Source organism: Thauera sp. SDU_THAU2 (assembly GCF_038260575.1).
Classification (GTDB): domain Bacteria; phylum Pseudomonadota; class Gammaproteobacteria; order Burkholderiales; family Rhodocyclaceae; genus Thauera.
On sequence record NZ_JBBWUN010000003.1, the window covers coordinates 3,792,611 to 3,817,310 of the forward strand.

General features: G+C 64.9%; 22 protein-coding genes and 3 pseudogenes. 15 read left to right on the forward strand and 10 right to left on the reverse strand.

Going from position 1 to position 24,700, the window contains the following annotated elements; genetic code table 11:
- The first annotated feature begins 121 nt into the window (after positions 1-121).
- Positions 122-490 carry a hypothetical protein gene (locus tag AAFL97_RS19550; RefSeq protein ID WP_341646346.1) on the forward strand — a complete coding sequence of 123 codons (369 nt, stop codon included), beginning with the start codon at positions 122-124 and terminating at the stop codon, positions 488-490.
- Between the two features lie 8 nt (positions 491-498).
- The gene (locus AAFL97_RS19555; RefSeq protein WP_341646347.1) at positions 499-1,002 is read left to right on the forward strand and encodes an EAL domain-containing protein; all 504 of its coding nucleotides are present in this window, start codon (positions 499-501) and stop codon (positions 1,000-1,002) included.
- 117 nt (positions 1,003-1,119) lie between these two features.
- Here AAFL97_RS19555 and AAFL97_RS19560 read toward each other — a convergent pair whose 3' ends face one another.
- The 6 genes from AAFL97_RS19560 to AAFL97_RS19585 all read right to left on the reverse strand — a co-directional run bounded on the left by AAFL97_RS19560 (position 1,120) and on the right by AAFL97_RS19585 (position 6,624).
- On the reverse strand, positions 1,120-1,974 hold the full coding sequence (locus AAFL97_RS19560) for a hypothetical protein (RefSeq protein WP_341646348.1): 855 nt from the start codon (positions 1,972-1,974) through the stop codon (positions 1,120-1,122).
- A 742-nt stretch (positions 1,975-2,716) separates the two neighbouring features.
- The gene (locus tag AAFL97_RS19565) at positions 2,717-3,559 is read right to left on the reverse strand and encodes an EAL domain-containing protein (RefSeq protein WP_341646349.1); all 843 of its coding nucleotides are present in this window, start codon (positions 3,557-3,559) and stop codon (positions 2,717-2,719) included.
- Between the two features lie 239 nt (positions 3,560-3,798).
- A complete protein-coding gene (locus AAFL97_RS19570; protein ID WP_341646350.1) occupies positions 3,799-4,377 on the reverse strand; it encodes a YceI family protein in 579 nt (192 codons plus the stop codon).
- Positions 4,378-4,420: 43 nt separating this feature from the next.
- The gene (locus AAFL97_RS19575; RefSeq protein WP_341646351.1) at positions 4,421-4,978 is read right to left on the reverse strand and encodes a YceI family protein; all 558 of its coding nucleotides are present in this window, start codon (positions 4,976-4,978) and stop codon (positions 4,421-4,423) included.
- Between the two features lie 31 nt (positions 4,979-5,009).
- A complete protein-coding gene (locus AAFL97_RS19580) occupies positions 5,010-5,546 on the reverse strand; it encodes a cytochrome b (RefSeq protein WP_341646352.1) in 537 nt (178 codons plus the stop codon).
- A gap of 163 nt (positions 5,547-5,709) precedes the next feature.
- The gene (locus tag AAFL97_RS19585) at positions 5,710-6,624 is read right to left on the reverse strand and encodes a LysR family transcriptional regulator (protein WP_341646353.1); all 915 of its coding nucleotides are present in this window, start codon (positions 6,622-6,624) and stop codon (positions 5,710-5,712) included.
- A gap of 206 nt (positions 6,625-6,830) precedes the next feature.
- Here AAFL97_RS19585 and AAFL97_RS19590 point away from each other — a divergent pair, with 206 nt between their 5' ends.
- The 13 genes and pseudogenes from AAFL97_RS19590 to AAFL97_RS19650 all read left to right on the forward strand — a co-directional run bounded on the left by AAFL97_RS19590 (position 6,831) and on the right by AAFL97_RS19650 (position 22,272).
- On the forward strand, positions 6,831-8,189 hold the full coding sequence (locus AAFL97_RS19590; protein ID WP_341646354.1) for an MFS transporter: 1,359 nt from the start codon (positions 6,831-6,833) through the stop codon (positions 8,187-8,189).
- Between the two features lie 63 nt (positions 8,190-8,252).
- Positions 8,253-9,557 carry a homogentisate 1,2-dioxygenase gene (gene hmgA, locus AAFL97_RS19595; protein WP_341646355.1) on the forward strand — a complete coding sequence of 435 codons (1,305 nt, stop codon included), beginning with the start codon at positions 8,253-8,255 and terminating at the stop codon, positions 9,555-9,557.
- A gap of 62 nt (positions 9,558-9,619) precedes the next feature.
- A complete protein-coding gene (gene fahA / locus AAFL97_RS19600; RefSeq protein ID WP_341646356.1) occupies positions 9,620-10,939 on the forward strand; it encodes a fumarylacetoacetase in 1,320 nt (439 codons plus the stop codon).
- Between the two features lie 20 nt (positions 10,940-10,959).
- Positions 10,960-11,607: a maleylacetoacetate isomerase gene (gene maiA / locus AAFL97_RS19605; RefSeq protein WP_341646357.1), complete on the forward strand. Its 648-nt coding sequence runs from the start codon at positions 10,960-10,962 to the stop codon at positions 11,605-11,607.
- Between the two features lie 26 nt (positions 11,608-11,633).
- Positions 11,634-12,428 carry a 3-hydroxybutyrate dehydrogenase gene (locus tag AAFL97_RS19610; RefSeq protein WP_268740059.1) on the forward strand — a complete coding sequence of 265 codons (795 nt, stop codon included), beginning with the start codon at positions 11,634-11,636 and terminating at the stop codon, positions 12,426-12,428.
- Between the two features lie 2 nt (positions 12,429-12,430).
- Complete coding sequence (locus AAFL97_RS19615; RefSeq protein WP_341646358.1) at positions 12,431-12,682, forward strand: hypothetical protein; 252 nt, start codon at positions 12,431-12,433, stop codon at positions 12,680-12,682.
- Positions 12,683-12,738: 56 nt separating this feature from the next.
- Positions 12,739-14,421, forward strand: coding sequence for an acyl CoA:acetate/3-ketoacid CoA transferase (locus AAFL97_RS19620; RefSeq protein ID WP_341646359.1), 1,683 nt, complete (start codon positions 12,739-12,741; stop codon positions 14,419-14,421).
- Positions 14,422-14,462: 41 nt separating this feature from the next.
- Positions 14,463-16,743 (forward strand): annotated as a pseudogene (locus AAFL97_RS19625) (NADP-dependent malic enzyme).
- A gap of 371 nt (positions 16,744-17,114) precedes the next feature.
- Positions 17,115-18,071 (forward strand): sulfonate ABC transporter substrate-binding protein, encoded by a 957-nt coding sequence (locus AAFL97_RS19630; RefSeq protein WP_263460450.1) that lies wholly within the window; start codon positions 17,115-17,117, stop codon positions 18,069-18,071.
- 12 nt (positions 18,072-18,083) lie between these two features.
- On the forward strand, positions 18,084-19,259 hold the full coding sequence (gene ssuD, locus AAFL97_RS19635; RefSeq protein WP_341646360.1) for an FMNH2-dependent alkanesulfonate monooxygenase: 1,176 nt from the start codon (positions 18,084-18,086) through the stop codon (positions 19,257-19,259).
- A gap of 13 nt (positions 19,260-19,272) precedes the next feature.
- On the forward strand, positions 19,273-20,064 hold the full coding sequence (gene ssuC, locus AAFL97_RS19640) for an aliphatic sulfonate ABC transporter permease SsuC (RefSeq protein ID WP_341646361.1): 792 nt from the start codon (positions 19,273-19,275) through the stop codon (positions 20,062-20,064).
- Between the two features lie 37 nt (positions 20,065-20,101).
- Positions 20,102-21,010, forward strand: coding sequence for an ATP-binding cassette domain-containing protein (locus tag AAFL97_RS19645; protein WP_341646362.1), 909 nt, complete (start codon positions 20,102-20,104; stop codon positions 21,008-21,010).
- A 242-nt stretch (positions 21,011-21,252) separates the two neighbouring features.
- Entirely contained in the window at positions 21,253-22,272 is a 1,020-nt protein-coding gene (locus AAFL97_RS19650) for a sulfate ABC transporter substrate-binding protein (RefSeq protein WP_341646363.1), read from the forward strand.
- Between the two features lie 314 nt (positions 22,273-22,586).
- On the opposite strand, the pseudogene tnpA reads toward AAFL97_RS19650, so the two are convergent.
- The 4 genes and pseudogenes from tnpA to AAFL97_RS24785 all read right to left on the reverse strand — a co-directional run.
- A pseudogene (gene tnpA / locus AAFL97_RS19655) lies at positions 22,587-23,026 on the reverse strand (IS200/IS605 family transposase).
- Between the two features lie 235 nt (positions 23,027-23,261).
- Positions 23,262-23,738, reverse strand: a complete 477-nt coding sequence (locus AAFL97_RS19660; RefSeq protein ID WP_341646364.1) for a hypothetical protein — start codon at positions 23,736-23,738, stop codon at positions 23,262-23,264.
- 20 nt (positions 23,739-23,758) lie between these two features.
- Positions 23,759-24,097: a hypothetical protein gene (locus AAFL97_RS19665; protein WP_341646365.1), complete on the reverse strand. Its 339-nt coding sequence runs from the start codon at positions 24,095-24,097 to the stop codon at positions 23,759-23,761.
- Positions 24,098-24,154: 57 nt separating this feature from the next.
- Positions 24,155-24,460: pseudogene (locus AAFL97_RS24785) on the reverse strand (RHS repeat-associated core domain-containing protein); the annotation flags it as partial.
- Positions 24,461-24,700 lie beyond the last annotated feature (240 nt).

Consider the following 24,700-nt stretch of genomic DNA (forward strand, 5'->3'; position numbering starts at 1 on the left):
CGCCAAGTTCGGCAACGCATCCGTGCATATCGAATGCATGAAATCTTCGTTTGCTGGAATAGCTCCCGCCGCTATGGTGGCAACGCCGAACTTTTGGACCACGCATGACCTGGAGACTGCCGTGCCCCTGACCGAACTGGTGCACTATTTCAACAAGCACAGCCCCTTCGCACTTGCCGACAGCAATGCCGACTGCCTCGAATTCGACGGCAAGCGTGCCCGCGCCCACTTTGCCGGATACGTCCTGGATAGCCTTTTCCAGCCACTGAAGGACAGTGCCGGCGGCCGCGTGATCGGCCATGAAGCCCATCTGCGGATCTGCACGGATGCCGCACCGAAGCTACCCGCGCAGGCCGTCTTCCTCGAAGCACGCACCGACACGGAATTGGTGCGCCTCGATCGCCTGGCCCGCACGCTGCATGCGCTGAACTTCCTGCTGCAGCGCGACCAGGCGGGGGCACGCTGTGGCTCAACGTCCATCCCCGCCTGATCCGCGCCGTGCCCGAGCAGCATGGGCAGATCTTCGAGAGCGTGCTGTCGCGCTGCGGCCTGACGCCCGAGCGGATCGTGCTCGAACTCACCGACGACGGCCTCGCCGACCCGGCGCCGCTGGCCGCCGCCATCGCCGGATACAAGGCAAGAGGCTACCGCATCGCCATCGACAACTTCGGCCGCCATTCGAACGATCTCGACCGTCTGGCCGTCCTCGGCCCCGACATCGTCAAGCTCGACCGCTGCCTGTCCGGCCGTGTCCAGCCTTCATCACAAGTTGCGCGCACCACGGCACAGCTCATCGCCGAACTGCACCGCCGCGGCATCCAGGTGGCCGCCCAGCACGTCGAAACCGTCGAGCACGCGCAGCAGGCGAAGGCGCTCGGCGTGGACTGGCTGCAGGGCTTTCTGTCCGGAGTGCCGACACCGGATTGCAAGTCGATCGCCAGAATGGGACAAGCTGCTACCTCAAGCCGCACCAAGTCTGACCGCATTCCGGTTGCGGCATAACCAGTTGAGAAACGCCAACTTGCACTCCATCCAACTTTAACTGTCACGTAAATGTCCCGCCAGAACCATCGTAGACGAACGAGACATCATCGTAAGCGATTAGGATACCCTCAGCGTTCAGAAATCCGGTTTGTAGACATATGTTTTTGATGTCCCGCCCGCGCCATACTTAGCGGCAAAGATGACTCCAAGCTCGTGTATGGTCGCTGGCATGACGTTGACGCTGTTAAGCACAGGTGGGAGCGGAGCACGATCAACCCAAACATCCGTATCCCACTCGTATGACCAAACCCGCTGCGTATCAAGGCACAGGCTGACTGATGCGCTGCGAGTTGGATGAGGCACGAACAAACCATGACCTGTTGCGCTAACTGCGCAGGGGCCTTGGGCTGCTATCCGAGTGCTTCCATCCTGCTCCACGATCACCAACCGTCTCTGTACAGCTGCCCGAGTAGCACCAACAATTGCTGCCCCGGCATGAGCATTGTAATGCCCGGCCATATGTACATTGACCCAGCCAACAGCAGCATCAAATCTGCCGACACTCATCCATGTCTGGGCAGCCCAATCAAATCGCGCAACACGAGACAGCGACTTGTTCGCCATTACGATAGAGCCCTGTGGGCCTAATGTCGGATGCCACACAAGCGCCGTAGCCGGGCTATACGCAGCCGTTCCGCCAGACAGCACGTTCGGCGGCCTCGGGATGGAGCCTGCATAGGTGTTGGTGTCAATGTCCCAAAGCGGGACAATCCCGTCAGTTAGATACGCGGGGATGTATGCTGCTCGCCGATGCTCAGGAATCACGCAGGTAGAGCGATATATATGCCCGCCACGAATGCCGCTCCAATTTGACTTGGATCGCCATTCATTCAGGGGAGCATCGAACCAGACCATTTTCTGCGGCGCGGCTTGCTCCTGCGGTCGTCCGCCAGCAAAGAACATACGCTGGGTTACTGGATCAAAGTCCATGCACGACCCCCAGGCGGAATCCATCGGGCCAATAGCACCCGGTACTCCAGGAGTCGGGCCAAACCAATAACCTTCAACAGCGTCGTAGGAGTTTAGGTTTGGGGCCGGAAATTCAACGCACTGACCAGGCGCTAACGTCGCCGCGAACTGCGCAAGTGCGTGGTTCAACGCCCCCCCTGAGTCGATGGAGGTGAGGCTTGGTGGTTCGTAGGCATGGGATTAGCCATAATGTTATCCTTGATTCATGAAGTCAAACGCCATGGATAGGACTGGCCATCACGATGATGACAATGTTTTCCAAGCAGGTCAGGCACTAGCTCCACACCTCAGGCCGTTTCTACATGGTACGAGAGCCGGGCGTAGACTGCTGTAATGTCATAACCGAATCGCCATTTTCTAGGCAGCCTCAAATAACTCTGGCAGAGAATCAACCGAATACAAGTACCAATAGCTGACACTTGGCTCTGCGCCAAAATCCTGGCTACCTATTGTAATTATTACAACCCGAATCGGATTGTAAACCACTGTCCTGACATAATTGTTTCGGAATATGAGCATAGCTGCCCCGCCGTTCTCGGCCGGCGAGCGCAAGCATCCTCCGACCACAATAGCAGTTGATGATGCACACATCTCCCCTGCTGACCACGGTCGAACGTGGTCGCCTTTTGACTGCCGGCATTACAAGGAACAAGAGTAGGACAGCCCACCGCTTCGGCATTGCTCATTCGTCAAGAGAATCCGTTCAACGCGCAAACCCTTCCAGCACGTAACGCTCGGCGTGCGTGATCGCTGCACGCCGCACCGGCAGCCCGTAGGCATAGCCCTGCAGCAGCAGACCATCGGGCAAATCACTTTCGAGCTTGCGTTCGAGGCGGGTGGCAACGATCGTGGCGCCTTCACGCAACCCTTCCAGCCAGTCCAGGCGACTGCGCCAGTCGTCGGCAAACAGCAGCCTGGCGCTGTCGATCTTGACGAACTGGGCCGGCACCCGGCTGGCAAGCCATTGCCACTGCGCCGGCGAGTCGACGTTGATCGCGACCTGGAAGCCGTTGTTGCGGTAATTGCGCAGCACGAAGCCCAGCAGTTCGGGCTGGCTGCTGGCTTCGAGCGGGGTTTCGATGACGACGCGCTCGGGCGGCAGGCCGAGGGCGTCGAGTACCTTGCGAAAGGCCGCGCCGTGGTCGCCGGCGACTGCTGCCAGCAGGCGGCCATGCACGTTGAGGAACAGCAGGCTGTCGTCTTCGACCGAGGACAGGAAGTTCAGCGCGTGGACGGTGCGCGCCAGGCGGTCGAGCGCGACCAGGCGGCCGTCGTCGGCGTTGGCCGAGAACAGCGTCCACGGCGACAGCGCGCGCTCGCCGCTGCCGAGGATGCGCAGGAAGGCTTCGAAGCCGACGATGCCGCCGGGCGGCGATACGATCGGCTGGAACACGCTCGACAGTTCGCAGCCGAACCAGTCCCCCACCACGCCGCCCTCCGCCAGACGGCGCAATTGCTTGCCGCCCTCGCGTTCGAGCGGCAGGCGGTCGAGAAACGCGCGTGCCCGCTCGGCGAGCGGGCGCTGGGAAAGTTTGTGCTGGGGCATGTCCTTCTCCGTCCTCTGCCGGTCCGGTCGAATGGAACCGAGTGTCGGATGCTCATGCATCCGGAGCAGAAAACGAACGAAGAAAAACTGCTTAGAAATCCATCGCTTGCGATTAAGGCGGGATGTGCGGGCAATCGGCCCATTGGCGCCATGCATGCGGCACGATGCCGGCATGGCCAACGGCCGTAGCGCCATCACGGCACGGACGCCTCGTCGAAGAGGCGCCCGCGACACGAAACTCAGTTCTGGACGGCTTCGAGGCTGATGCTGATCGTCACTTCGTCGCTGACGTTCGGGGCGTACTTGCCGGCGTTGAATTCGCTGCGCTTGACCACCGTGGTGGCGTTGGCGCCGATCGCGTCCTTCTTCATCATCGGGTGCGGCATGTTGGCGAAGTGCGTCACCTGCAGCGTCACCGGCTTGGTCACGCCCTTGATCGTCAGATCGCCTTCGATGCTCACCGGCTTGTCGCCTTCGAAGTTGACCTTGGTCGACTTGAAGGTGGCGGTCGGATGGTTGGCGGTATCGAAGAAATCCGTGTCCTGGATGTGCTCGTTGAAGGTCTCGTAGCCGGTGTTGACCGACTTCATGTCGATGGTGATGTCGACCGCGCCGGTCTTGGCTTCCTTGTCCAGCGTGACGGTGCCGGTGGTCTTGTCGAACTTCGAGATCTGGGTCGACATGCCGAAGTGGCTGTACGAGAAGCTCGGGAAAGTATGCGTGCTGTCGATGGTGTAGGTCTGCGGTGCGGCCAGCACCGGGGTGGCGGCAGCGGCGGAAACGGCCAGGACGGCGGCGAGCTTGGCGATTTGCTTCATGGGTGGGTTCTCCTCGGTTGGAAAGTACAGGAACTCATGCAACTCATTGTGCGGCAGCAGCGATGCGGAAGTTGATGCTGACATCATTGGCAACGATATCGAAGGCTTTCCAGGCGCCTTCGCCCACCGAGAAGTCGCCGCGCTTGATCGTCAGCGTACCGTCGAACACGCCGGTGCCGCCTTGCTCGGTGAAGGTCGCGGGGACGACGACGTCGCGGGTCGTGCCCTTGATCGTCAGCTTGCCCGCCACTTCGTAGTTGTTGCCGCCGAGCGCCTTGACGCCGGTGGATTCGAAGCGCGCCTTGGGGAAGGCCGCGGTATTGAACCAGGTCTTGGCTGCGACTTCCTCGTCGCCTTCGTCGCTGCCGGTGTCGATGCTGGCGAGCTCGACCTCGACGACGGCCGAGGCCGCTTCCGGTGCGGCGGGGTCGAAGCGGAGCTGGCCGTCGAACTGCTTGAAGCTGCCGTCCATCGACACGCCCATCTGCTGGTAGCCGAAGCCGATCCGGCTCTGCTCGGGCAGTACCTTGCCGTATTCGGCCGCATGGGCGGCAGTGGCGAAGGCGAGGGTCGAGAACAGCGCGAGTGCAAAACGTTTCATGATGGACAATCCTCTGGAGTCGGGGTGGGAATCACGAACGACTGCGCGGCAGCATGCGCGTCAGCACGTCGTCCTTGTCGAAGAAATGGTGCTTCAGCGCTGCCCCGATGTGGCCGAGCAGCACCGCGATCAGGATCAGGTTCAGACTCAGATGCACGGTCTGCAGCAGGTCGCCCAGCGCCTTGTCCTTGTCCAGCAGGTCGGGCAGCGGCAGCACGCCGAACCATACCGTCTGGATGCCCTTGGCCGAACTCATCAGCCAGCCGGACAGCGGAATCGCCAGCATCAGCACGTATAGCAGATGATGACCGGCATGCGCGGCGAAACGTTCGATCGCGCCCATGTGCTGCGGCAGTTCCGGCGGGCGATGGCCGATACGCCAGGCCAGGCGGAACAACACCAGCAGGAAGATGGTGACGCCCGCCCACTTGTGCCACGAATAGATCTGCAGCTTGGTGGGCGACAGCGACAGGCCGGTCATGTAGAAGCCGAGACCGAGCATGCCGAAGATCAGCACGGCGATGCCCCAGTGCAGGGCTTTGGCAGTGGCGGTGTAATGTGTATTCATGTTCGGAGCCATGTCGGGATTCATCCGGAAGCGGAATCTGTTCGCCGCGGAATTCGCACTTTAGGCGTGTCGGGCGTGATGAAACAGCCCTCCATCGGCAAATCATTGTTGCTCCATATGGAACAATTAGCCTGTTTCCACCCCATTCATCCCTGCCACGGATTCATCCCGGCATGTCGCCCCATTTCTGCTGCGCCACGTATTCGGAAAGAAACTCGGCGAAAGCCTGCGCGGCGGGCGAGATCACGCGGTCCCGCCTGGACAGCAGGTGGAACTTGCGCCGCACCACGGGCGCGCACAAGGGCTGAATCCGGAGCCCGTAGAGGTCCGCCAGCGAGCGGGCATACGGCAGCGAGACCGTCACGCCGAGGCCGGCGCCGACCATGCTCAGCGCCGTCGTCATGAAGGCCACCTCCTTCTGCGGCGCGAAGTGCAGGCTCTCCGACGCGGCCTGAAGTTCATGGCGCAGTATCTGCGTGTATTCGCCCTGCAGCGAAATGAGCGGATGGCGCAGGAGCGCCGACCAGGCCAGGGGCCCGGAGCCCGCCAGTGGGTGTTTCGACGGCAGCACCGCCATGAAGGGCATGTCGAACAGCAGGCGCGCGGCAACGTCCTGCTGCGCCGGGCGCTCCGGGCCGATGCCGAAGTCGACTTCGCCGCTATGCACCTTGGGCAGCACGTCCTCCACGACGCAATCCGACAGGCGGACTTCGACGCCCGGGTATTCCTCGGCGAAAGCGCCCACGACTTCGGGCAGCAGCGTACACGCCATCAGTTGCGGCACCGCAATCCGCACCACGCCGGACTTCAACGCCTTCAGATCGGCGATCGCGCGGAAGGCTTCATCCAGGTCCTGCAGGATGCGCGCGGTCAGCGGCAGGAACTCCCTGCCCACGCCGGACAGCTCCACCTTGCGCGTCGTGCGGTGGACGATCTGCACGCCCAACGCCTGCTCCAGCTCCTTGATCAGGCCGCTCAGCGTCGATTGGGTGATATGCAGGTCGGCCGCCGCATCGGTGAAGCTGCCCGACTGCGCAAGGGCAACGAATGCCCGCAGTTGGCGCAAGGTTACGTTCATCGGAAATCCCCATGAATTGATCGAAATATTCCGTTTGTACGATAAGAGTATTGGATGTTCAATCCCCTGCACACAAGAAAAAACCAGGAGACAAGAATGTTCGATCACCCGCATCGGGGTGTGTTGCCGTCCGTCCGTGCAGCGCACCGCCTTTCCCGCCGATCCGAGGATGCCGCCGCATCCGGCCTCGTTGGAGGGCTCACGTCATGAGCACCGCCAACACCATCAACATCGCCGAGGTCATCGACAACAACAAGCTCAGCCGCACCCAGTTGTGGGTGCTGATCATGGTGGGCATCACCGTGGTCATGGACGGCTTCGACGTGCAGTCCATCGGTTACGTGGCACCGGCGATCATCGCCGACTGGGGCATCAGCCGGGCGGAACTCGGCCCGGTGTTCGGCGCCGGGCTGCTCGGCATGCTGGTGGGCTCGCTGACGCTCAGCATGCTGGCCGACAAGCTCGGCCGCCGGCCGGTGCTGATCTGGGCAACCGTGTTCTTCGCCGTCTGCATGCTGATCACGGCCTATGTGAACACCATCTTCCAGTTGCAGGTCATCCGCTTCATCACCGGCCTCGGTCTCGGCGCCATCATGCCCAACGCGATCGCGCTGGTCGGCGAGTTCAGTCCCAAGCGCAAGCGCGTGACGCTGATGATGCTGGTCTCCTGCGGCTTCACCGTGGGCGCGGTGCTGGGCGGCCTGGTGTCGGCCTGGCTGATTCCGCACTTCGGCTGGCGCTCGGTGTTCGTTCTCGGCGGCGTCATCCCGATCGCCATGGCCATCCTGATGTACTTCTTCGTCCCGGAGTCGCTGCAGTTCCAGGTGCTCAAGGGCAAGAAGCTCGACAAGGTCAGGAAGACCGTGCGCGAGATCGATCCGACGCTAAGCATCGACGACGACACCCGCTTCGTCGTGCCCGAGACCAAGCAGGGCGGCGCGCCGGTGATGGAGCTGTTCCGCGACGGCCGGGCCAGGGCGACGCTGTTCCTGTGGGTGGTGAATTTCATGAACCTGCTGAACCTGTATTTCCTGTCGAGCTGGCTGCCGACCATCGCTGCCAGCGCGGGGCTGGACACGCGCACGGCCGTGATGGTGGGTACCGCGCTGCAGGTCGGCGGCGTGCTCGGAACGCTGCTGATGGGCCCGGTGATCGACCGCATCGGCTTCTTCAAGGTGCTCGTTCCCTGCTTCGTGGTTGCCGGCGGCACGATTGCGATGATCGGCCAGCCCACGATCGCGCTGCCGCTGCTGTTCGTGGTCGTGGCGATAACGGGTTTCTGCATCATGGGCGGCCAGCCGGCGGTCAATGCCCTCGCAGCGACCTACTACCCGACCACGCTGCGCTCCACCGGCGTGGGCTGGAGCCTGGGCATCGGCCGCTTCGGCTCCATCGTCGGCCCGGTGCTGGGCGGCGCGCTGATCCAGCTCCAGTGGAGCAACGCTTCGATCTTCATCGCGATGGCCATTCCCGCGGTGATCTCCGCCGTGATGCTGCTTCTCTTCGCCGGCGCCAGCAGGGGCGCCTCGTCCAGGCCCGGCGGTGACGTCGATATCCCGCACTGACGGGCAAACCGGGCTCCCCCGCCCGTCGGCGGGGGAACATCATTGACTACAAGGAGTTGGAACATGAGCGTGACGACCGAAGCTGAGTTCGGCAAGCTGAGCTACCTGAGCGGCTGGGGCAACGAATGCTCCAGCGAGGCCCTGCCGGGTGCGCTGCCGACGGAACAGAACTCGCCCCAGCAATGCCCCTACGGCCTGTATGCCGAACAATTCTCGGGCACCGCGTTCACCGCGCCGCGGCACGTCAACCGGCGCTCGTGGCTGTACCGCATCCGGCCCACGTCGCTGCACCAGCCCTTCGAGCGCATCGACAACGGCAGGCTGGTCAGCGATTTCAGCGGCGTCGAGCCCTCGCCGAACCAGTTCCGCTGGAACCCGGTGCCGATTCCGGCCGAGTCCACCGATTTCCTCCAGGGCCTGGTGACGATGGCCGGCAACGCCGACGTCGCCATCCACCTGTACGCCGCCAACCGCTCGATGGGCCGGCGCGTGTTCTACAACGCCGATGCCGAGATGCTGATCGTGCCGCAGCAGGGACGGCTGCGCTTCACCACCGAGTTCGGCCTCATCGACGCCGAGCCGCAGGAAGTCGTGATCATCCCGCGCGGCATCCGCTTTCGCGTCGATCTGCCCGACGGCAGCGCACGCGGCTACGTGTGCGAGAACTTCGGCGCCGGGCTGCGCCTGCCCGACATGGGCGTGATCGGTTCCAACGGCCTGGCCAATGCGCGCCATTTCGAGATTCCGGTGGCCTGGTACGAGGACGTGGACGGCGATCACGAACTGGTGGCCAAGTTCGGCGGCAACCTGTGGCGCGCGAAGATGGGCCATTCGCCCTTCGACGTCGTCGCCTGGTATGGCAACCATCTGCCGTGCAAGTACGACCTGCGCCGCTACAACACGATTGGCTCGATCAGCTACGACCACCCCGATCCCTGCATCTTCCTGGTGCTGCAGTCGCCGTCGGCGGTGCCCGGCGTGGACTCGCTGGACTTCGTGATTTTCCCGCCACGCATCCTGGCGATGGAGCACACCTTCCGTCCACCCTGGTTCCACCGCAACATCGCGGCCGAGTTCATGGGCCTGATCCACGGCATCTACGACGCCAAGGCCGAAGGTTTCGCGCCGGGCGGCTGCAGCCTGCACAACAGCTTCACCGGCCACGGCCCCGATGGCGACACCTTCGAGAAGGCATCCACCGCCGACACGAGCGAGCCGGACTACATCCGCGATACGATGGCCTTCATGTTCGAGACCAAGGACGCGCTGGTCGCCACCCGCCAGGCGCTCGAATCGCCGCAACTGCAGCAGGGCTACGCGCAGTGCTGGCAGAACCTGAAGAAGAACTTCAACCCGAACCGCAAGTAAGAAAACACGGGGCGCCCCGGAGCCGGGCCGGCGCCGCCCGGCTCATGCCGCAAGGACATCAGATGAGCACACTGAACGAAACCCACGATCCCTCGCTCAAGAGCTGGGTCGAATCCGCCAACCGGGAAGACAGCGACTTCCCGATCCAGAACCTGCCCTTCGGCATCTTCCGCCGCCGCGGCACCGCAGAAGCCTGGCGCGGCGGCGTCGCCATCGGCGACCAGATCGTCGACCTGGCGGCGGCACATGCGGCCGGCGTGTTCGAGGGCGAGGCGGCGGCCGCGGCCCAGGCCTGCGGCGACAGCAGCCTGAACCGCTTCATGGCTCTGGGCCCGGCGGCCTGGTCGGCCCTGCGGCTGGCGCTGTCGCGCGTGCTGCGCCAGGGTGCGGCGCAGGCCGGCGCGCTGCGTGCCTGCCTCGTGCCGCAGGCCGAGGCCGAGTACTCGGTGCCGGCGAAGATCGGCGACTACGCCGACTTCTACACCTCGATCCACCACGCCACCAACATCGGCAGGCAGTTCCGGCCCGACAACCCGCTGATGCCCAACTACAAGTGGATTCCCATCGGCTACCACGGCCGCTCGTCCAGCATCATCGTCTCCGGCCGGGATTTCCACCGCCCCAAAGGCCAGACCCTGCCGCCGGGCGCCACGGCGCCGGTCTTCGGGCCCAGCAAGAAGATGGACATCGAGCTGGAACTGGCCGTCTTCATCGGCACGGGCAACGAACTCGGCCACCCCATCCCCTTGACCGACGCCGATGCCCACGTATTCGGCCTGACGCTGCTCAACGACTGGTCGGCGCGCGACATCCAGCCCTGGGAATACCAGCCGCTGGGGCCTTTCCTGTCGAAGAACTTCGCCTCCACCGTCTCGCCCTGGATCGTGACGCTGGAGGCGCTGGCGCCCTACCGCGTGGCCCCGCCCACGCGCCCCGCGGACGACCCGCAGCCGCTGCCCTACCTCGACAGCCCGGCCAACCGCGCGGAAGGCGCCCTCGACATCCAGCTCGAAGTGCTGCTGCAGACCGGGCGCATGCGCCAGGCAGGCGACGCCCCCACGCGCCTGACCGCCACCAGCTACCGCCATGCCTACTGGACGCTGGGGCAGATGGTCGCCCACCACACCGCCAACGGCTGCAACCTGCAGCCGGGCGACATGCTGGGCACCGGCACGCTGTCGGGCCCCACACTCGACCAGGCCTGCGCGCTGATCGAGCTGACCGTCGGCGGCAAGAACCCCGTGACCCTGCCCAACGGCGAGCAGCGCACCTTCCTGGACGACGGCGACCGCATCGTGCTGCGCGGCTGGTGCGAGAAGCCCGGCGCGGCGCGCATCGGCTTCGGCGAGTGCGCGGCCACCGTGCTGCCGGCCCTGGCCTGATCGCCCGCGGAGTCCCACCAGTGTTCAAGCTCTACACGTACTTCCGCAGTTCGGCCTCGTATCGCGTGCGCATCGCGCTGAACCTCAAGGGCCTGGCCTACGAGGCGATTCCGGTGCATCTGGTGCGCGACGGCGGCCAGCAGCACGCCGCCGGGTTCAGCACGCTGAACCCGAGCGAGCTGGTGCCGGTGCTGCAGCACGACGACGCGGCGCTGCCGCAGTCGCTGGCGATCATCGAATACCTGGAAGAACGGCACCCGCAGCCCGCGCTGCTGCCGACCGACGCCGTCGGCCGGGCGCGCGTGCGGGCGCTGGCCCAATACATCGCCTGCGACATCCATCCGCTGAACAACCTGCGCGTGCTGCGCTACCTGGAACAGCAGCTCGGCCTGGATGCCGAGGCGCGCCAGGCCTGGTACCGGCACTGGGTCGAGACCGGCTTCACCGCCCTCGAACGCATGCTGGCCGAATCACCGCAGACCGGCCGCTTCTGCCACGGCGACACGCCCGGCACCGCCGACTGCTGCCTGGTGCCGCAGGTTTTCAACGCCGAACGTTTTGGCGTGGCGATGGCCCCTTATCCGACCATCCGGACCATCGCCGAACACTGCATGACGCTGGAGCCATTCCGCCTTGCTGCGCCGCCGGCACAGCCGGACGCCGAATGAGCCCGACAACCGGAGGAGACCGAACAATGAAGACCATCTCGCTCAAAGGCCAGTCCGCACTGGTCACCGGCTCGTCCAGCGGCATCGGGCTGGGCATCGCGGCGGCGCTTGCCGAAGCCGGCGCCGACGTCATGCTCAACGGCAGCCGCGACGGCTCCGCCATCGAACCCATCCGCGCCGCGCTGGCCGAGCGCCATGGCGTGCAGGTGCGGTATGCCCGCGCCGACATGTCCAGCCCGGAACAGGTCACCGCCCTGGTGCGCGAAGCCGAAGAGCGCTTCGGCCGCCTGGACGTGCTGGTCAACAACGCCGGCATCCAGTTCGTGTCGCCGGTCGACGAATTCCCGGCCGAGAAGTGGGAACAGATCCTGGCGATCAACCTGTCGTCGAACTTCCATGCGATCAAGGCCGCGCTGCCGGGCATGAAGGCGCGCAACGCCGGGCGCATCATCAACATCGCCTCGGCCCACGGACTGGTGGCCTCGCCGTTCAAGTCCGCCTACGTCGCCGCCAAGCACGGCGTGCTGGGGCTGACCAAGGCGGTGGCGCTGGAAGTGGCCGAAACCGGCATCACCTGCAACGCCGTCTGCCCCGGCTACGTGAAGACGCCGCTGATCGAAGGCCAGATCGCCGACCAGGCGAAGGCGCACGGCATGTCCGAGGACGATGTCGTGCGCAAGGTCATCCTGGCCTCGCAGCCGAACAAGCGCTTCGTCGAGGTCGAGGAACTCGGCGCGCTGGTGGTCTTCCTCAGCTCGCCGGCGGGCGCGTCGATCACCGGCATCTCGCTGCCGGTCGAAGGCGGCTGGACGGCGCGTTGAGCATGGAGCCGCACGCCCTTCAAACCCCGGCGGCCCCGCTGCAGGCTTCCGAGCGCGGCAAGATCGTCTCCGCGCAGGAGGCGGTGCGCCTGGTCCGTGACGGCGACACCATCGCCACCAGCGGCTTCGTCGGCATCGGCTTCGCCGAAGAACTGGCCATCGCGCTGGAACAGCGGTTCCTGGCCGAGAGCCAGCCGAAAGGCCTGACGCTGGTCCACGCCGCCGGCCAGGGCGACGGCAAGGAAAAGGCCTGAACCACTTCGGCCACGCCGGCCTCGTCAAGCGCGTCATCGGCGGCCACTGGGGCCTGGTGCCCAAGCTGCAGCGGCTGGCGGTCGGCGGCGAGGTCGAAGCCTACAACCTGCCGCAAGGGGTGATCAGCCAGCTCTTCCGCGACATCGCCGCGGGCCGGCCGGGCCACCTGTCGCGCGTCGGCATGGGCACTTTCGTCGATCCGCAGCATGGCGGCGGCAAGCTCAACGGACGCACCACCGAGGAGCTGGTCGAGCGCGTCGCCATCGCCGGCCAGGAATACCTGTTCTACAAGGCCTTCCCGATCCACGTCGGCATCATCCGCGCGACCACCGCCGACCCCGACGGCAACCTGACGATGGAGAAGGAGGCGCTGACGCTGGAGGCGCTGGCGATCGCAATGGCGGTGCGCAACTCCGGCGGCATCGTGCTGGCCCAGGTCGAGCGCATCGCCGAGCGCAACACGCTGAACCCGCGCCAGGTCAAAGTGCCGGGCGTACTGGTGGACTGCGTCGTGCAGGCCCGGCCGGAGAACCACTGGCAGACTTTCGCCGAGCCCTACAGCCCGGCCTTCGCCTCCGAGATCCGCGTGCCGGCCAGCGCCATCGAACCGATGGCGCTGAGCGCGCGCAAGATCATCGCCCGCCGCGCGGCGCTGGAGCTGCGGCCCAACAGCGTGGTGAACCTGGGCATCGGCATGCCGGAAGGCATCGCCAGCGTGGCCGCCGAAGAGAAAGTCATCGATCTGATCACGCTGACCGCCGAGCCCGGCGTGATCGGCGGCATCCCGGCCGGCGGCCTGGACTTCGGCGCCGCGGTCAACACCCAGGCGGTGATCGACCAGCCCTATCAGTTCGATTTCTACGATGGCGGCGGGCTCGACGTGACCTTCCTCGGGCTGGCGCAGGCCGACGCCCAGGGCAACCTGAACGTCAGCAAGTTCGGCCCCAAGCTGGCCGGCGCCGGCGGCTTCATCAACATCAGCCAGAACGCCAAGAAAGTGGTCTTCGTCGGCAGCTTCCTGGCCGGCAGCATGGCGTTGAGCGTCGCCGACGGCGAGGTGCGGATCGGCAGGGACGCCACCGTGCACAAGTTCGTGCGCGAGGTGGAACACCGTACCTTCAGCGGCCCGGTCGCGGCCGCGCGCGGCCAGCCGGTGCTGTACATCACCGAGCGCTGCGTGTTCACGCTGACGCTCGAAGGGCTGGAACTGAGCGAAGTGGCCCCCGGCGTCGACGTCCAGCGCGACATCCTGGACAAGATGGACTTCGCGCCCATCGTGCGCCAGCCGCGCCTGATGGACGCGCGCATCTTCCTCGACCAGCCGATGCAGCTGCGCCGCCAGTTGCTGGCCGTGCCGCTGGAGCGGCGCTTCAGCTACGACCCGCAGCAGAACCTGTTCTTCATCAACTTCGAGGGCCTGGCGGTCAACAACCCGGCCGACGTGGCGGCGATCCAGGCCCAGGTCGAGAAGCATCTGGCCGGGGTCGGCCGGCGCGTGCGCGCGATCATCAACTATGACAACTTCACCATCGCGCCCGAGGTGCTGGATGCCTATTCCGACATGGTGCGCGGCCTGATGCAGGGCTTCTATTCGAGCGTGACGCGCTACACTACCAGCGCCTTTCTGCGCACCAAGCTGGGCGACGCACTGGAGCAACGCGCCGTCGCCCCGCATATCTACGAAAGCGCGGACGAAGCCCAGGCCCATCTGCACAGGCTGGGAAGCGCGGAACGCTGAGTCCACGGCAAGCGAATAACAAAATCGAATGGAGACGCATCATGGCTGAGAACCTGAGAGACGCCGCACTCGAATACCACCGGCTGCCGACACCGGGAAAGATTTCGGTAACGCCGACCAAGGCGATGATCACGCAGCGCGACCTCGCGCTGGCCTATTCGCCGGGGGTGGCCGAGGCCTGCATGGCGATCGTCGACGATCCGGCGCAGGCCCGCGAGCTGACCGCACGCGCCAACCTCGTCGCGGTGGTCACCAACGGCACCGCGGTGCTGGGCCTGGGCAACATCGGCGCGCTGGCCGGCAAGCCGGTGATGGAAGGCAAGGGCTGCCTGTTCAAGAAGTTCGCCGGCATCGACGTGTTCGACATCGAACTGGACGAGTTGGACCCCGATGCGCTGGTCGACACCATCGCGCGCATGGAGCCGACCTTCGGCGGCATCAACCTCGAGGACATTAAGGCGCCGGAATGCTTCTACATCGAAAAGAAGCTGCGCGAGCGCATGAAGATTCCGGTCTTCCACGACGACCAGCACGGCACCGCGATCGTCGCCGCGGCGGCGATCCTGAACGGCCTGCAGCACGTCGGCAAGGACATCGGCGAAGTCCGCCTGGTGGCCTCCGGCGCCGGCGCGGCGGCGCTGGCCTGCCTAGACCTGCTGGTCAGCCTGGGGCTGAAGCGGCACAACATCACCGTCGCCGACAGCAAGGGCGTGATCTACGCCGGCCGCGCCGTGGCGATGGACGAAAGCAAGCAACGCTACGCGGTCGAGACCGAGGCGCGCACGCTGGCCGACGCGATGCCCGGCGCCGACATCTTCCTCGGCCTGTCGATGGGCGGCGTGCTGAAAGCCGACATGGTCAAGGGCATGGCGCGCGACCCGCTGATCTTCGCGCTGGCCAACCCGACGCCCGAAATCCTGCCCGAAGAGGCGCTGGCGGTGCGGCCCGACGCGGTGATCGGCACCGGGCGCTCGGACTATCCGAACCAGATCAACAACGTGCTGTGCTTCCCGTTCATCTTCCGCGGCGCGCTGGACTGCGGCGCGACGACGATCAACGAGGAGATGAAGCTCGCCACCGTGCGCGCCATCGCCGCGCTGGCGCATGCCGAGATCCCCGAAGTGGTCGCGCAGGCCTACGGCGCCAGCGGGCTGCACTTCGGCCGCCACTACCTGATCCCCAAGCCCTTCGATCCGCGGCTGATCGAGGCGGTAGCGCCGGCAGTGGCGCAGGCGGCGGCCGACAGCGGCGTCGCGCAGCGCCCGATTGCCGACATGGAGGCCTACCGGCAGCACCTCAACACCTTCGTAGTACCAGTCCGGCAACACGATGCAGCCGATCTTCGCGATCGCCAAGCGCAAGCCGAAATCGGTGGTCTATGCCGAGGGCGAGGACGAGCGCGTGCTGCGCGCCGCCCAGGTGGTGATCGACGAAGGCATCGCACGCCCGCTGCTGCTGGGCCGCCCCGAGGTCATCCGGAAACGCATCGCCGAATACGGCCTGCGGCTGCGCCCCGGCGAGAACTGCACGCTGCTGGACATGCACGATCCCGCAATCTACGGCGACGCGGCGGACACCTACTACGAGACCCACAAGCGCGCCGGGGTATCGCGCACGATGGCACGTGCCGAGATGCGCAGCCGCAATACGCTGCTGGCGTCGATGCTGCTGCACAAGGGCAGCGCCGACGCGATGCTGTGCGGCACCTTCGGCCGCACCTCGGACCACCTGCAGGCGCTGCGCGAGGTCGTCGGCCTGCGCGACGGCGCCTCGACACTGGCGATGATGCAGATGCTGATGCTGCCCGAGCACCAGCTCTTCATCTGCGACACGCATGTCAACCGCGATCCGAGCGCCGAGCAACTGGCGGAAATCGCCCTGCTCGCGGCCGAGGAAGTCCGCCGCTTCGGCCTGGTACCGCGGGTGGCGATGCTGTCGCATTCCAGCTTCGGCAGCTCCGACGCCCCCGAGGCGTGCAAGATGCGCGATGCCGTCCGCCTGGTGCATGCGCGCGATCCCGAACTGGTGGTGGAAGGCGAGATGCGCGGCGACGCGGCGCTGTCGCCGTCGATCCTGGACAACGAGATGCCCGACTCCGGCTTCGCCGGACCGGCCAACATCCTGGTGATGCCGAACATCGACGCGGCCAACATCTCCTACAACCTGCTGCGCATGGCGGCCGGCAACGGCATCACGATTGGCGGCATCCTGCTCGGCGCCGCGCGCGCCGCACACGTGCTGACGCCGTCGGCGACGGTGCGCCGCATCGTCAACATGACTGCGCTGGCGGTGGTCGACGCCGGCTCGCAGCCGGAGCGCTGAGCCGGCCAACGCAGCACCGGGCACGGCCCCGCCCGCTGGGCCGTGCCCGGCGGGCAGCCAGCACTTCCGAACGTCCATCGGAAGCTGCCGCTGCCCGCCCGAAGCTCGATGGCATTCGCAGGCAAGAAGGCGAACCAAGGCCGGAGCCCTGCCTCTGCGAGCTGACCAGCACACACCCCTCGAACGGCGCCCCGTCTTTCGGCCTCGGCAAAGCTCGAATTCCGCTAAGCAATCCAGTCTGCCCCGAATAAACAGCGCGGATTTTCTTCGTTCGTGATCGGACGGCGATGTGGCCTCATTGCGCCACCAGCCGGCGGCGAATGCCGGCTTTTCCGTCCTCTCACCCTGTTTCCATTCCGAGGCATCCGACCATGATCGTCACTCGCCGTTCCGCATTGAAGGGGCTGCTCGCCGCCGCCTCCATCCCCCTGTCGCTGTCATCTCCCCTCGCCCTTGCCGATTCACCCGCGATCCGCATCGGCTGGCAGAAAGGCTCCACGCTGTCGATCGTGAAGGCGCGCGGCAATCTCGAAGCGCGCCTGAAAGCCGAAGGCGTCAAGGTGACGTGGACCGAGTTCCCCGCCGGGCCGCAGATGCTCGAAGGCCTGAACGTCGGCAGCATCGACATCGGCGTGGTCGGCGAAACGCCGCCGGTGTTCGCGCAGGCAGCGGGGGCCGACCTGGTGTATTTCGGCAACGAACCGCCGGCGCCGCGGGCGGAGAAGATCCTGGTGCCGAAGGATTCGCCGATCAGGACCTTGGCCGATCTCAAGGGCAAGCGCGTGGTATTGAACCGGGGCTCCAACGTGCATTACCTGCTGGTCAGGGCGCTGGAGTCGGCCAATCTGAAATACAGCGACGTCGAGGTCGCCTACCTGCCGCCGGCCGACGCCCGCGCCGCCTTCGAGCGCGGCTCGCTCGACGCCTGGGCGATCTGGGATCCGTTCGGCGCCGCCGCCGAAGCGCAGGTCGACGCCCGTATCCTGGCCGACGGCACCGGCATCGCCAACAACTACAACTTCTACATCGCCGCGCGGCCCTTCGCGCAGAAGTATCCCCAGGTGCTCGCTTCGGCGCTCGAAGCCATCAACGAGACCGGCGAATGGGTCGGCCGGAACCAGAAGGAAGCCGCCGCCATCGTCGCGCCGCAGATCGGCCTGCCGGTCGAGATCGCCGAAGTCTCGATATCGCGCTACGGCTACGGCGTGAAGCCGCTCAGCGACGAGGTGATCCGCCACCAGCAGCAGATGGCCGACACCCTGGCCGAACTGAAGCTGATCCCGAAGAAGCTCGACGTGGCTTCGGTCGTGTGGCGCCCGGCGCACTAAAGGAAACCCGACATGAGCACACGCAAACCGCTCGACATCTTCTGGTTCCTCCCCACCCACGGCGACGGCCGCTATCTCGGCTCCTCGCTGGGTGCACGCACGGTGGATCACGACTACCTGAAGCAGATCGCGCAGGCCGCCGACAGCCTCGGCTACGGCGGCGTGCTGATTCCCACCGGCCGCGCCTGCGAGGACGCCTGGGTGGTGGCGTCCAGCCTGATTCCGGTCACCCGCAAGCTGAAATTCCTCGTCGCCCTGCGCCCGGCGACGACTTCGCCGACGGTGGCGGCGCGCCAGGCCGCGACTTTCGACCGCCTGTCGGACGGCCGCCTGCTGATCAACCTGGTGGCCGGCGGCGACACTTCGGACCTGGAGGCCGACGGCATCTTCCTCGGCCATGACGAGCGCTACGAGCACGCCGACGAATTCCTCGAGGTCTGGAAGCGGCTGCTGGCCGGCGAGCAGGTCGATTACGAAGGCGAGCACGTCAAGGTCAAGGACGCGCGCCTGCTCTTCCCCGCGGTGCAGCAGCCGCATCCGCCGCTGTACTTCGGCGGCTCGTCGAACCGCGCGCACGACACCGCGGCCAGGCACGTCGAGCTTTACCTGTCCTGGGGCGAGCCGCCGTCGGAAGTGGCGCGCAAGTTCGCCGACGTGCGGCGGCGCGCCGAGAAGGAAGGCCGCCAGGTGCGCTTCGGCATGCGGCTGCACGTGATCCCGCGCGAGACCGAGGCCGAGGCCTGGCAGGCGGCGGACGAACTGATCAGCCAGCTCGACGACGACACCATCGCCAGCGCGCAGCAGTCGCTCGGCAAGATGGATTCGGAAGGCCAGCGCCGCATGCGCGAACTGCACGGCGGCGACCGCAGCAAGCTCGAAGTCGCGCCCAACCTGTGGGCCGGCGTCGGCCTGGTGCGCGGCGGCGCCGGCACCGCGCTGGTGGGCGACGGCAAGATCATCGCCGAGCGCATCGAGGAATATGCCGCGCTCGGCGCCGACACCTTCGTGCTGTCGGGTTATCCGCATCTGGAAGAAGCTTGGCGCTTCGCCGAGTTGGTGTTCCCGCACCTGAGCGTGGCCGGCCGCGACGCCCCCGCCAACGACGCGCACCAGCCAACCCGCCGCCGCGTCGCGCCGATCGGCGAGATCATCGGCTACGCCCAGGCCCCCAAGGCGGCGCAAAGCTGAAGGGAGCACATCCATGGCACATTCGAACGACACCTCGCGCACCGGCTGGCCGGGCCGCATCGGCCCCTGGCTGGTGCCGGCCGCGATCCTCGCCGGCTGGCAGATCGCCGCCCAGACCGGCTGGCTGTCGACACGCATCCTGCCGGCACCTTCCGCCGTGCTGGCCGCGCTGTGGGAGCTGGCAAGCTCGGGCGAACTGCTGACCCATCTGCAGGCCAGCTTCGCCCGCGCCGCGATCGGTTTCGCCGTCGGCGGCGGCATCGGCTTTTTCTTCGGCCTGATCAACGGCTGCTGGCGCGTGGCGGAAAACCTGTTCGACACCACGCTGCAGATGGTGCGCAACGTGCCCCACCTGGCGCTGATCCCGCTGGTGATCCTGTGGTTCGGCATCGACGAGGGCGGCAAGCTCTTCCTCGTCGCGCTCGGCGTGTTCTTCCCGGTGTATCTGAACACCTTCCACGGCATCCGCTCGGTCGATGCCGCGCTGGTGGAGATGGGCCGCTCCTACGGCCTGTCGGGCTGGGCGCTGTTCCGCCACGTGATCCTGCCCGGCGCGCTGCCCAACATCCTGGTCGGCGTGCGCTATTCGCTGGGTTTCATGTGGCTGACGCTGATCGTCGCCGAAACCATCGCCGCCAGTTCGGGCATCGGCTACATGGCGATGAACGCGCGCGAATTCCTGCAGACCGACGTCGTCGTGCTGGCGATCCTGCTGTACGCGGTGCTCGGCAAGCTGGCCGACGTCGCCGCCCGGCTGCTCGAACGCCGCCTGCTGCGCTGGAACAACGCCTATGCCGGCGCCTAGACAGCGCTTCACATCCTCACGATCCGGAGAACAGCCGATGGGCTTCATCAACCTGAAGGAACTCGCCGAACTCGGCGAACAAGTCGCGCTCGGCCAACCCGTGCCGCCGGCCGAGCCGAGCCGCACTGTGCCGGATTCCGGTCGGCCACGCGACAGCGGCGTGCCCATCGCGCTGCGCGGGCTGGGCAAGGCCTATGGCGCACGCACGGTGCTGTCGTCGATCGAGCTCGACGTCGCCGCCGGCGAATTCGTCGCCATCGTCGGCCGCAGCGGCTGCGGCAAGAGCACGCTGCTGCGGCTGCTCGCCGGGCTGGAGGCGCCGAGTCAAGGCAGCATCGCGCTGGACGGCCAGGCGCTGCGCGACACCCACGACGAGCTGCGCCTGATGTTCCAGGACGCACGCCTGCTGCCGTGGAAGAGCGTGGCCGACAACGTCGCCCTCGGCCTGCCCGGTTCGGCGCGGGAACGGCGCGAAGCGGCACTGGCCGCGCTGGCCGACGTCGGCCTCGCCGACCGTGCCGACGAGTGGCCGGTGCGCCTGTCCGGCGGCCAGCGCCAGCGCGTCGCCCTGGCCCGCGCCCTGGTGCACAAACCCCGCCTGCTGCTGCTCGACGAACCGCTGGGCGCGCTCGATGCCCTGACCCGCATCGAGATGCACGCGCTGATCGAACGCCTGTGGCGCGAACAGGGTTTCACTGCGCTGCTGGTCACGCACGACGTCGCCGAAGCCATCGCGCTGGCCGACCGCGTGCTGCTGATCGAGGACGGCAGCACCGCACTCGACCTGCGGATTGCGCTCGAACGCCCGCGCGACCGGACCGGCGCCGGCTTCACCGTACTGGAAGACCGGGTGCTGCGGCGGGTATTGCGGCACCCGCCGCTGGAAGAGGCGCACACTCCCGCTGCTGCCGCAGCTCCGTTCATCCAATGGCGCTGGGCGGCCTGAACCGGCCGTGCCTCGCCGGCCGCACCTGGCCGGCCGTACCTGACCGGCCGTACCCAATCAACTAAGCATAACCAGGCGCCTCCGGCCACACCTCGCCGGAGGCGCCTGGTCTGCCGGAGGCTGCCCCGGGACCGGACACCCGATAGCAGAAAATCGAATAAGCAACGCTGGTTTCATTATTTCCACTGCGCGAGCGCCGTCCCTAGACTCGCCCGCACATCACCAGCCCACCGGAGCCCGCAGTGAACACTTCTTCCCGCCAACCGAATGCCGTCCGCCACCTCCTGGCGACCCTGGTCCTGTCGCTGTCGGCATCCGCCGCGCTCGCCGACATCACGCTGCTGAACGTGTCCTACGACGTCTCGCGCGAGCTGTACAAGGACATCAACCCCGCCTTTTCCGCGCACTGGAAGGCCCAGGGCGGCGAGGCGGTCAGCGTCAACCAGTCGCACGGCGGCTCGAGCAAGCAGGCGCTGTCGGTGGCGGCCGGGCTCGACGCCGACGTGGTGACGATGAACCAGTCGCCCGACATCGACATCCTGGTCGAGCGCGGCGGCCTGGTCGCGGCGGACTGGCGCCAGCGCCTGCCGCACGAAGCCACGCCCTACACCACCACCTCGGTCTTCCTGGTGCACAAGGGCAACCCGAAGAACATCAAGGACTGGGACGACCTCGCCCGCGACGGCCTGCAGGTGATCGTGCCCAACCCCAAGACCTCGGGCAACGGCCGCTACACCTACCTGGCGGCCTGGGGCTACGCGCTCGACAAGAGCGGCAGCGAAGCCGGCGCACGCGAATTCGTCGGCAAGCTGTTCGCCAACGTGCCGGTGCTCGATGGCGGCGGCCGCGGCGCCACCACCACCTTCACCCAGCGCGACGTCGGCGACGTGCTGGTGACCTTCGAGAACGAGGCCATCCTGATCGCCCGCGAACTCGGCGACAACAAGTTCGACGTGGTCTATCCCTCGCTGTCGATCGACGCCTCGGCGCCGGTGGCGGTGGTGAAGTCGGTGACGGAGAAGCGCGGCACGGTGAAGGCGGCCGAAGCCTATCTGGAGTTCCTGTTCTCCCCCGAAGGCCAGGCGATCATCGCCAAGCACAACTTCCGCCCGCGCGACGCCGCGGTGCTGGCGCAGAATGCGGACAAGTTCCCGCCGATCCGCACCTTCACCGTCGATGAGAAGCTCGGCGGCTGGCCGGCGGTGCAGAAGACACACTTCGCCGACGGCGGCATCTACGATCAGATCATCGAGAAGCGCTGAACGCTGCGGCAGGGCTGGAGCTTGAAGCAGAGAGTGCCCGACTCAAGTGCGGGCATCTCAAATAACCGGAATTGTGTTGTGGCTCCCTGCGCGCAATGCTGATCTGCAGCAACGGGAGCCGTGTGTGTCCCGAGATATCATCTTGCCAAGCGTCGAATAGGTTATCCATGGCAAGAAATCCAAGATACCGTCAAACATTTACTCGCCTCCGCACGGAGCCCGCCAAAATAGTCAAATACCACCGGCAAAGCCGGTGGCTTGAGATGGTGAGCGCCTCAAAGGCGCCCATGAAACCGTGAGCTGCCGTTGGCGGCTTACCCCATTTCCAGCTTCATCTGGTCATAGCGTTCATCCTCGTCTTCCTGGTTGCGGATGTACGCTCGAACCATGTTCTCGTCCAGTCCAACCGTCGAAACGAAATAGCCTCTCGCCCAGAAGTGCTCACCGGTGAAGTTCTTTTGACGACCGCCAAACCTGCGTGCGATCTGGATCGCACTCTTTCCCTTCAGGTACCCGACAACACAACATTGGACACCGCGTACTTCGGCGGAATGTTGATGCACATATGCACGTGATCACCCATCAAGTGCCCCTCGACGATCTTCGACTCCTTGTGCGCCGCCAACTCGTGGAACAGCTCACCAAGATGACGCCGTAGCACTCCGAACACCCGCTTCTTGCGCCGCTTTGGGATGAACACCACGTGATACTTGCAGTCCCATCTCGTGTGACTCAGGCTCTGGTACTCTTTCATCGTGAATTTCCTTCTCTTGGCAGAGACCGGAAAATCACGCTGACCGTCGTAAAGGTCAAACCTTGGTGAGTCCCCCGGCAAAGCCGGGGGCTTACCCTCTATGAGTTATCGCTTGCTTCATGCAACAATCTGCTTTTTATCTTCAGCCTGCAGGTAGCCATGGACAACGGCATCGCGCTCAGGATTGGGCACGGAAGACGAGGTTGTAGCCGAAACACGTACAAGAATTAAAAGCTCATGGGCGCCGATCTCTAGAAACATAAACAGACACTTTATGAGACATCAAATCAAAATTAATGTCTCTCGCTTCAATTCTTAGCTTTCGTTTTCTGCAAAAAAAACTCCAAGTTGCTGGCTGGCGTGAAATTACCTTCACCCACAAGCCTTTTCCCGGATTGTAGCTCCACCCAGTATAAATTAGGTCAATGATATGCTTTTCAGATCTCTTGTCTTTTTCCTGAATGATGGATAACTCAACATTTCCAGAGATGGCTGTTCTTGCCTCTTGTATGCGATCAATCCTGATTGGCGGATTAATTTCAAATCCTATCTCAAGAGCGTGAAACCTGTTGCATGGAAGGTCAAATTCAGTGCTGAACCCCTTTTCCCGCGAAGCAGGGATTTTTGCTTCTATACTAGATATTGATTTTCGCTCAAGAAAAATTAACAGAAGAGTCGAGAGAGAGACGGTGACAACGATGGCGATCAGCAATTTTGCTACCCTCATTTCTATCAAAACCCTCCCCTAACTGCATCAACAAAATCCTGGCAATTATTACCACCCAACCCCCTTGGCCTCAAACTGTAGGCATCAGGGGTAAATTCGTGCTCTATTTTCTTTATTCTATCTTCAACGTCTTGCTTTGTTGCCCCAAGACTTACGCATTGACTATATTCACTTTTATCCTCTCCGCCGAATAGCCCGTCCGGCCCATACCCAATATCCGTTCCATCCTCAAAGAAAATATGTTCGTGGCCGATAACGGTATTAAGTCTTTTATCAATTTCATTTCCAACCACTGCAACAGGAAACCCTCGTAGCGGCCGAAAGCAAGCCTCGGCAGTTGCCAAACCAAGCGGGTCAGTCAGATGGAGGGGGTTGGCGGAGGCATAACGATAGAAGTGACTTCCGCCCTGTAGTCCAATCGGGTCCTGCGTGACGTAGCGCCCCATTGCCGGATCATAGTATCGATATCGGTTGTAGTAGAACCCACTCTCCTCATCCTCCCACTGCCCCTGGAAGCGGAGGGGTTGGCGAATACCGTGTTGTTCACGCACGGCGCCCCAGTCGTCAGGCCGGGCCTGCCACTCGATGGCACCCTCCTGCCCGACCAGGCGCAGGGTGTACCCAGATGATCGGTCACGTAGAGACTGATGCGCGCTGCCGCTTGTGACCGGAGCACCTTGGGCAGTTCGATACCTTCGGCGGCGCATAGCCGTGCGACCTGATCGAGTGCCGTCTGGGTGACCGCTTCGTCTTCGTCCGCGGGTGCTTCGCGTCCCTGTTCGATTCGGAGCACAGGCACGAAGCGGCCGGGTTCGTACAGCACGGTGAGCGTTCGTTCGCCATCATCTTCGCACACGAGTCGCTCGCCGTCCCAGCCGTAGCGGGTGATCCGGACGTGGCCGTCGGGGCCGGTGAGGGTCTTGGCGATGCGCCGCGACAGCGCATCA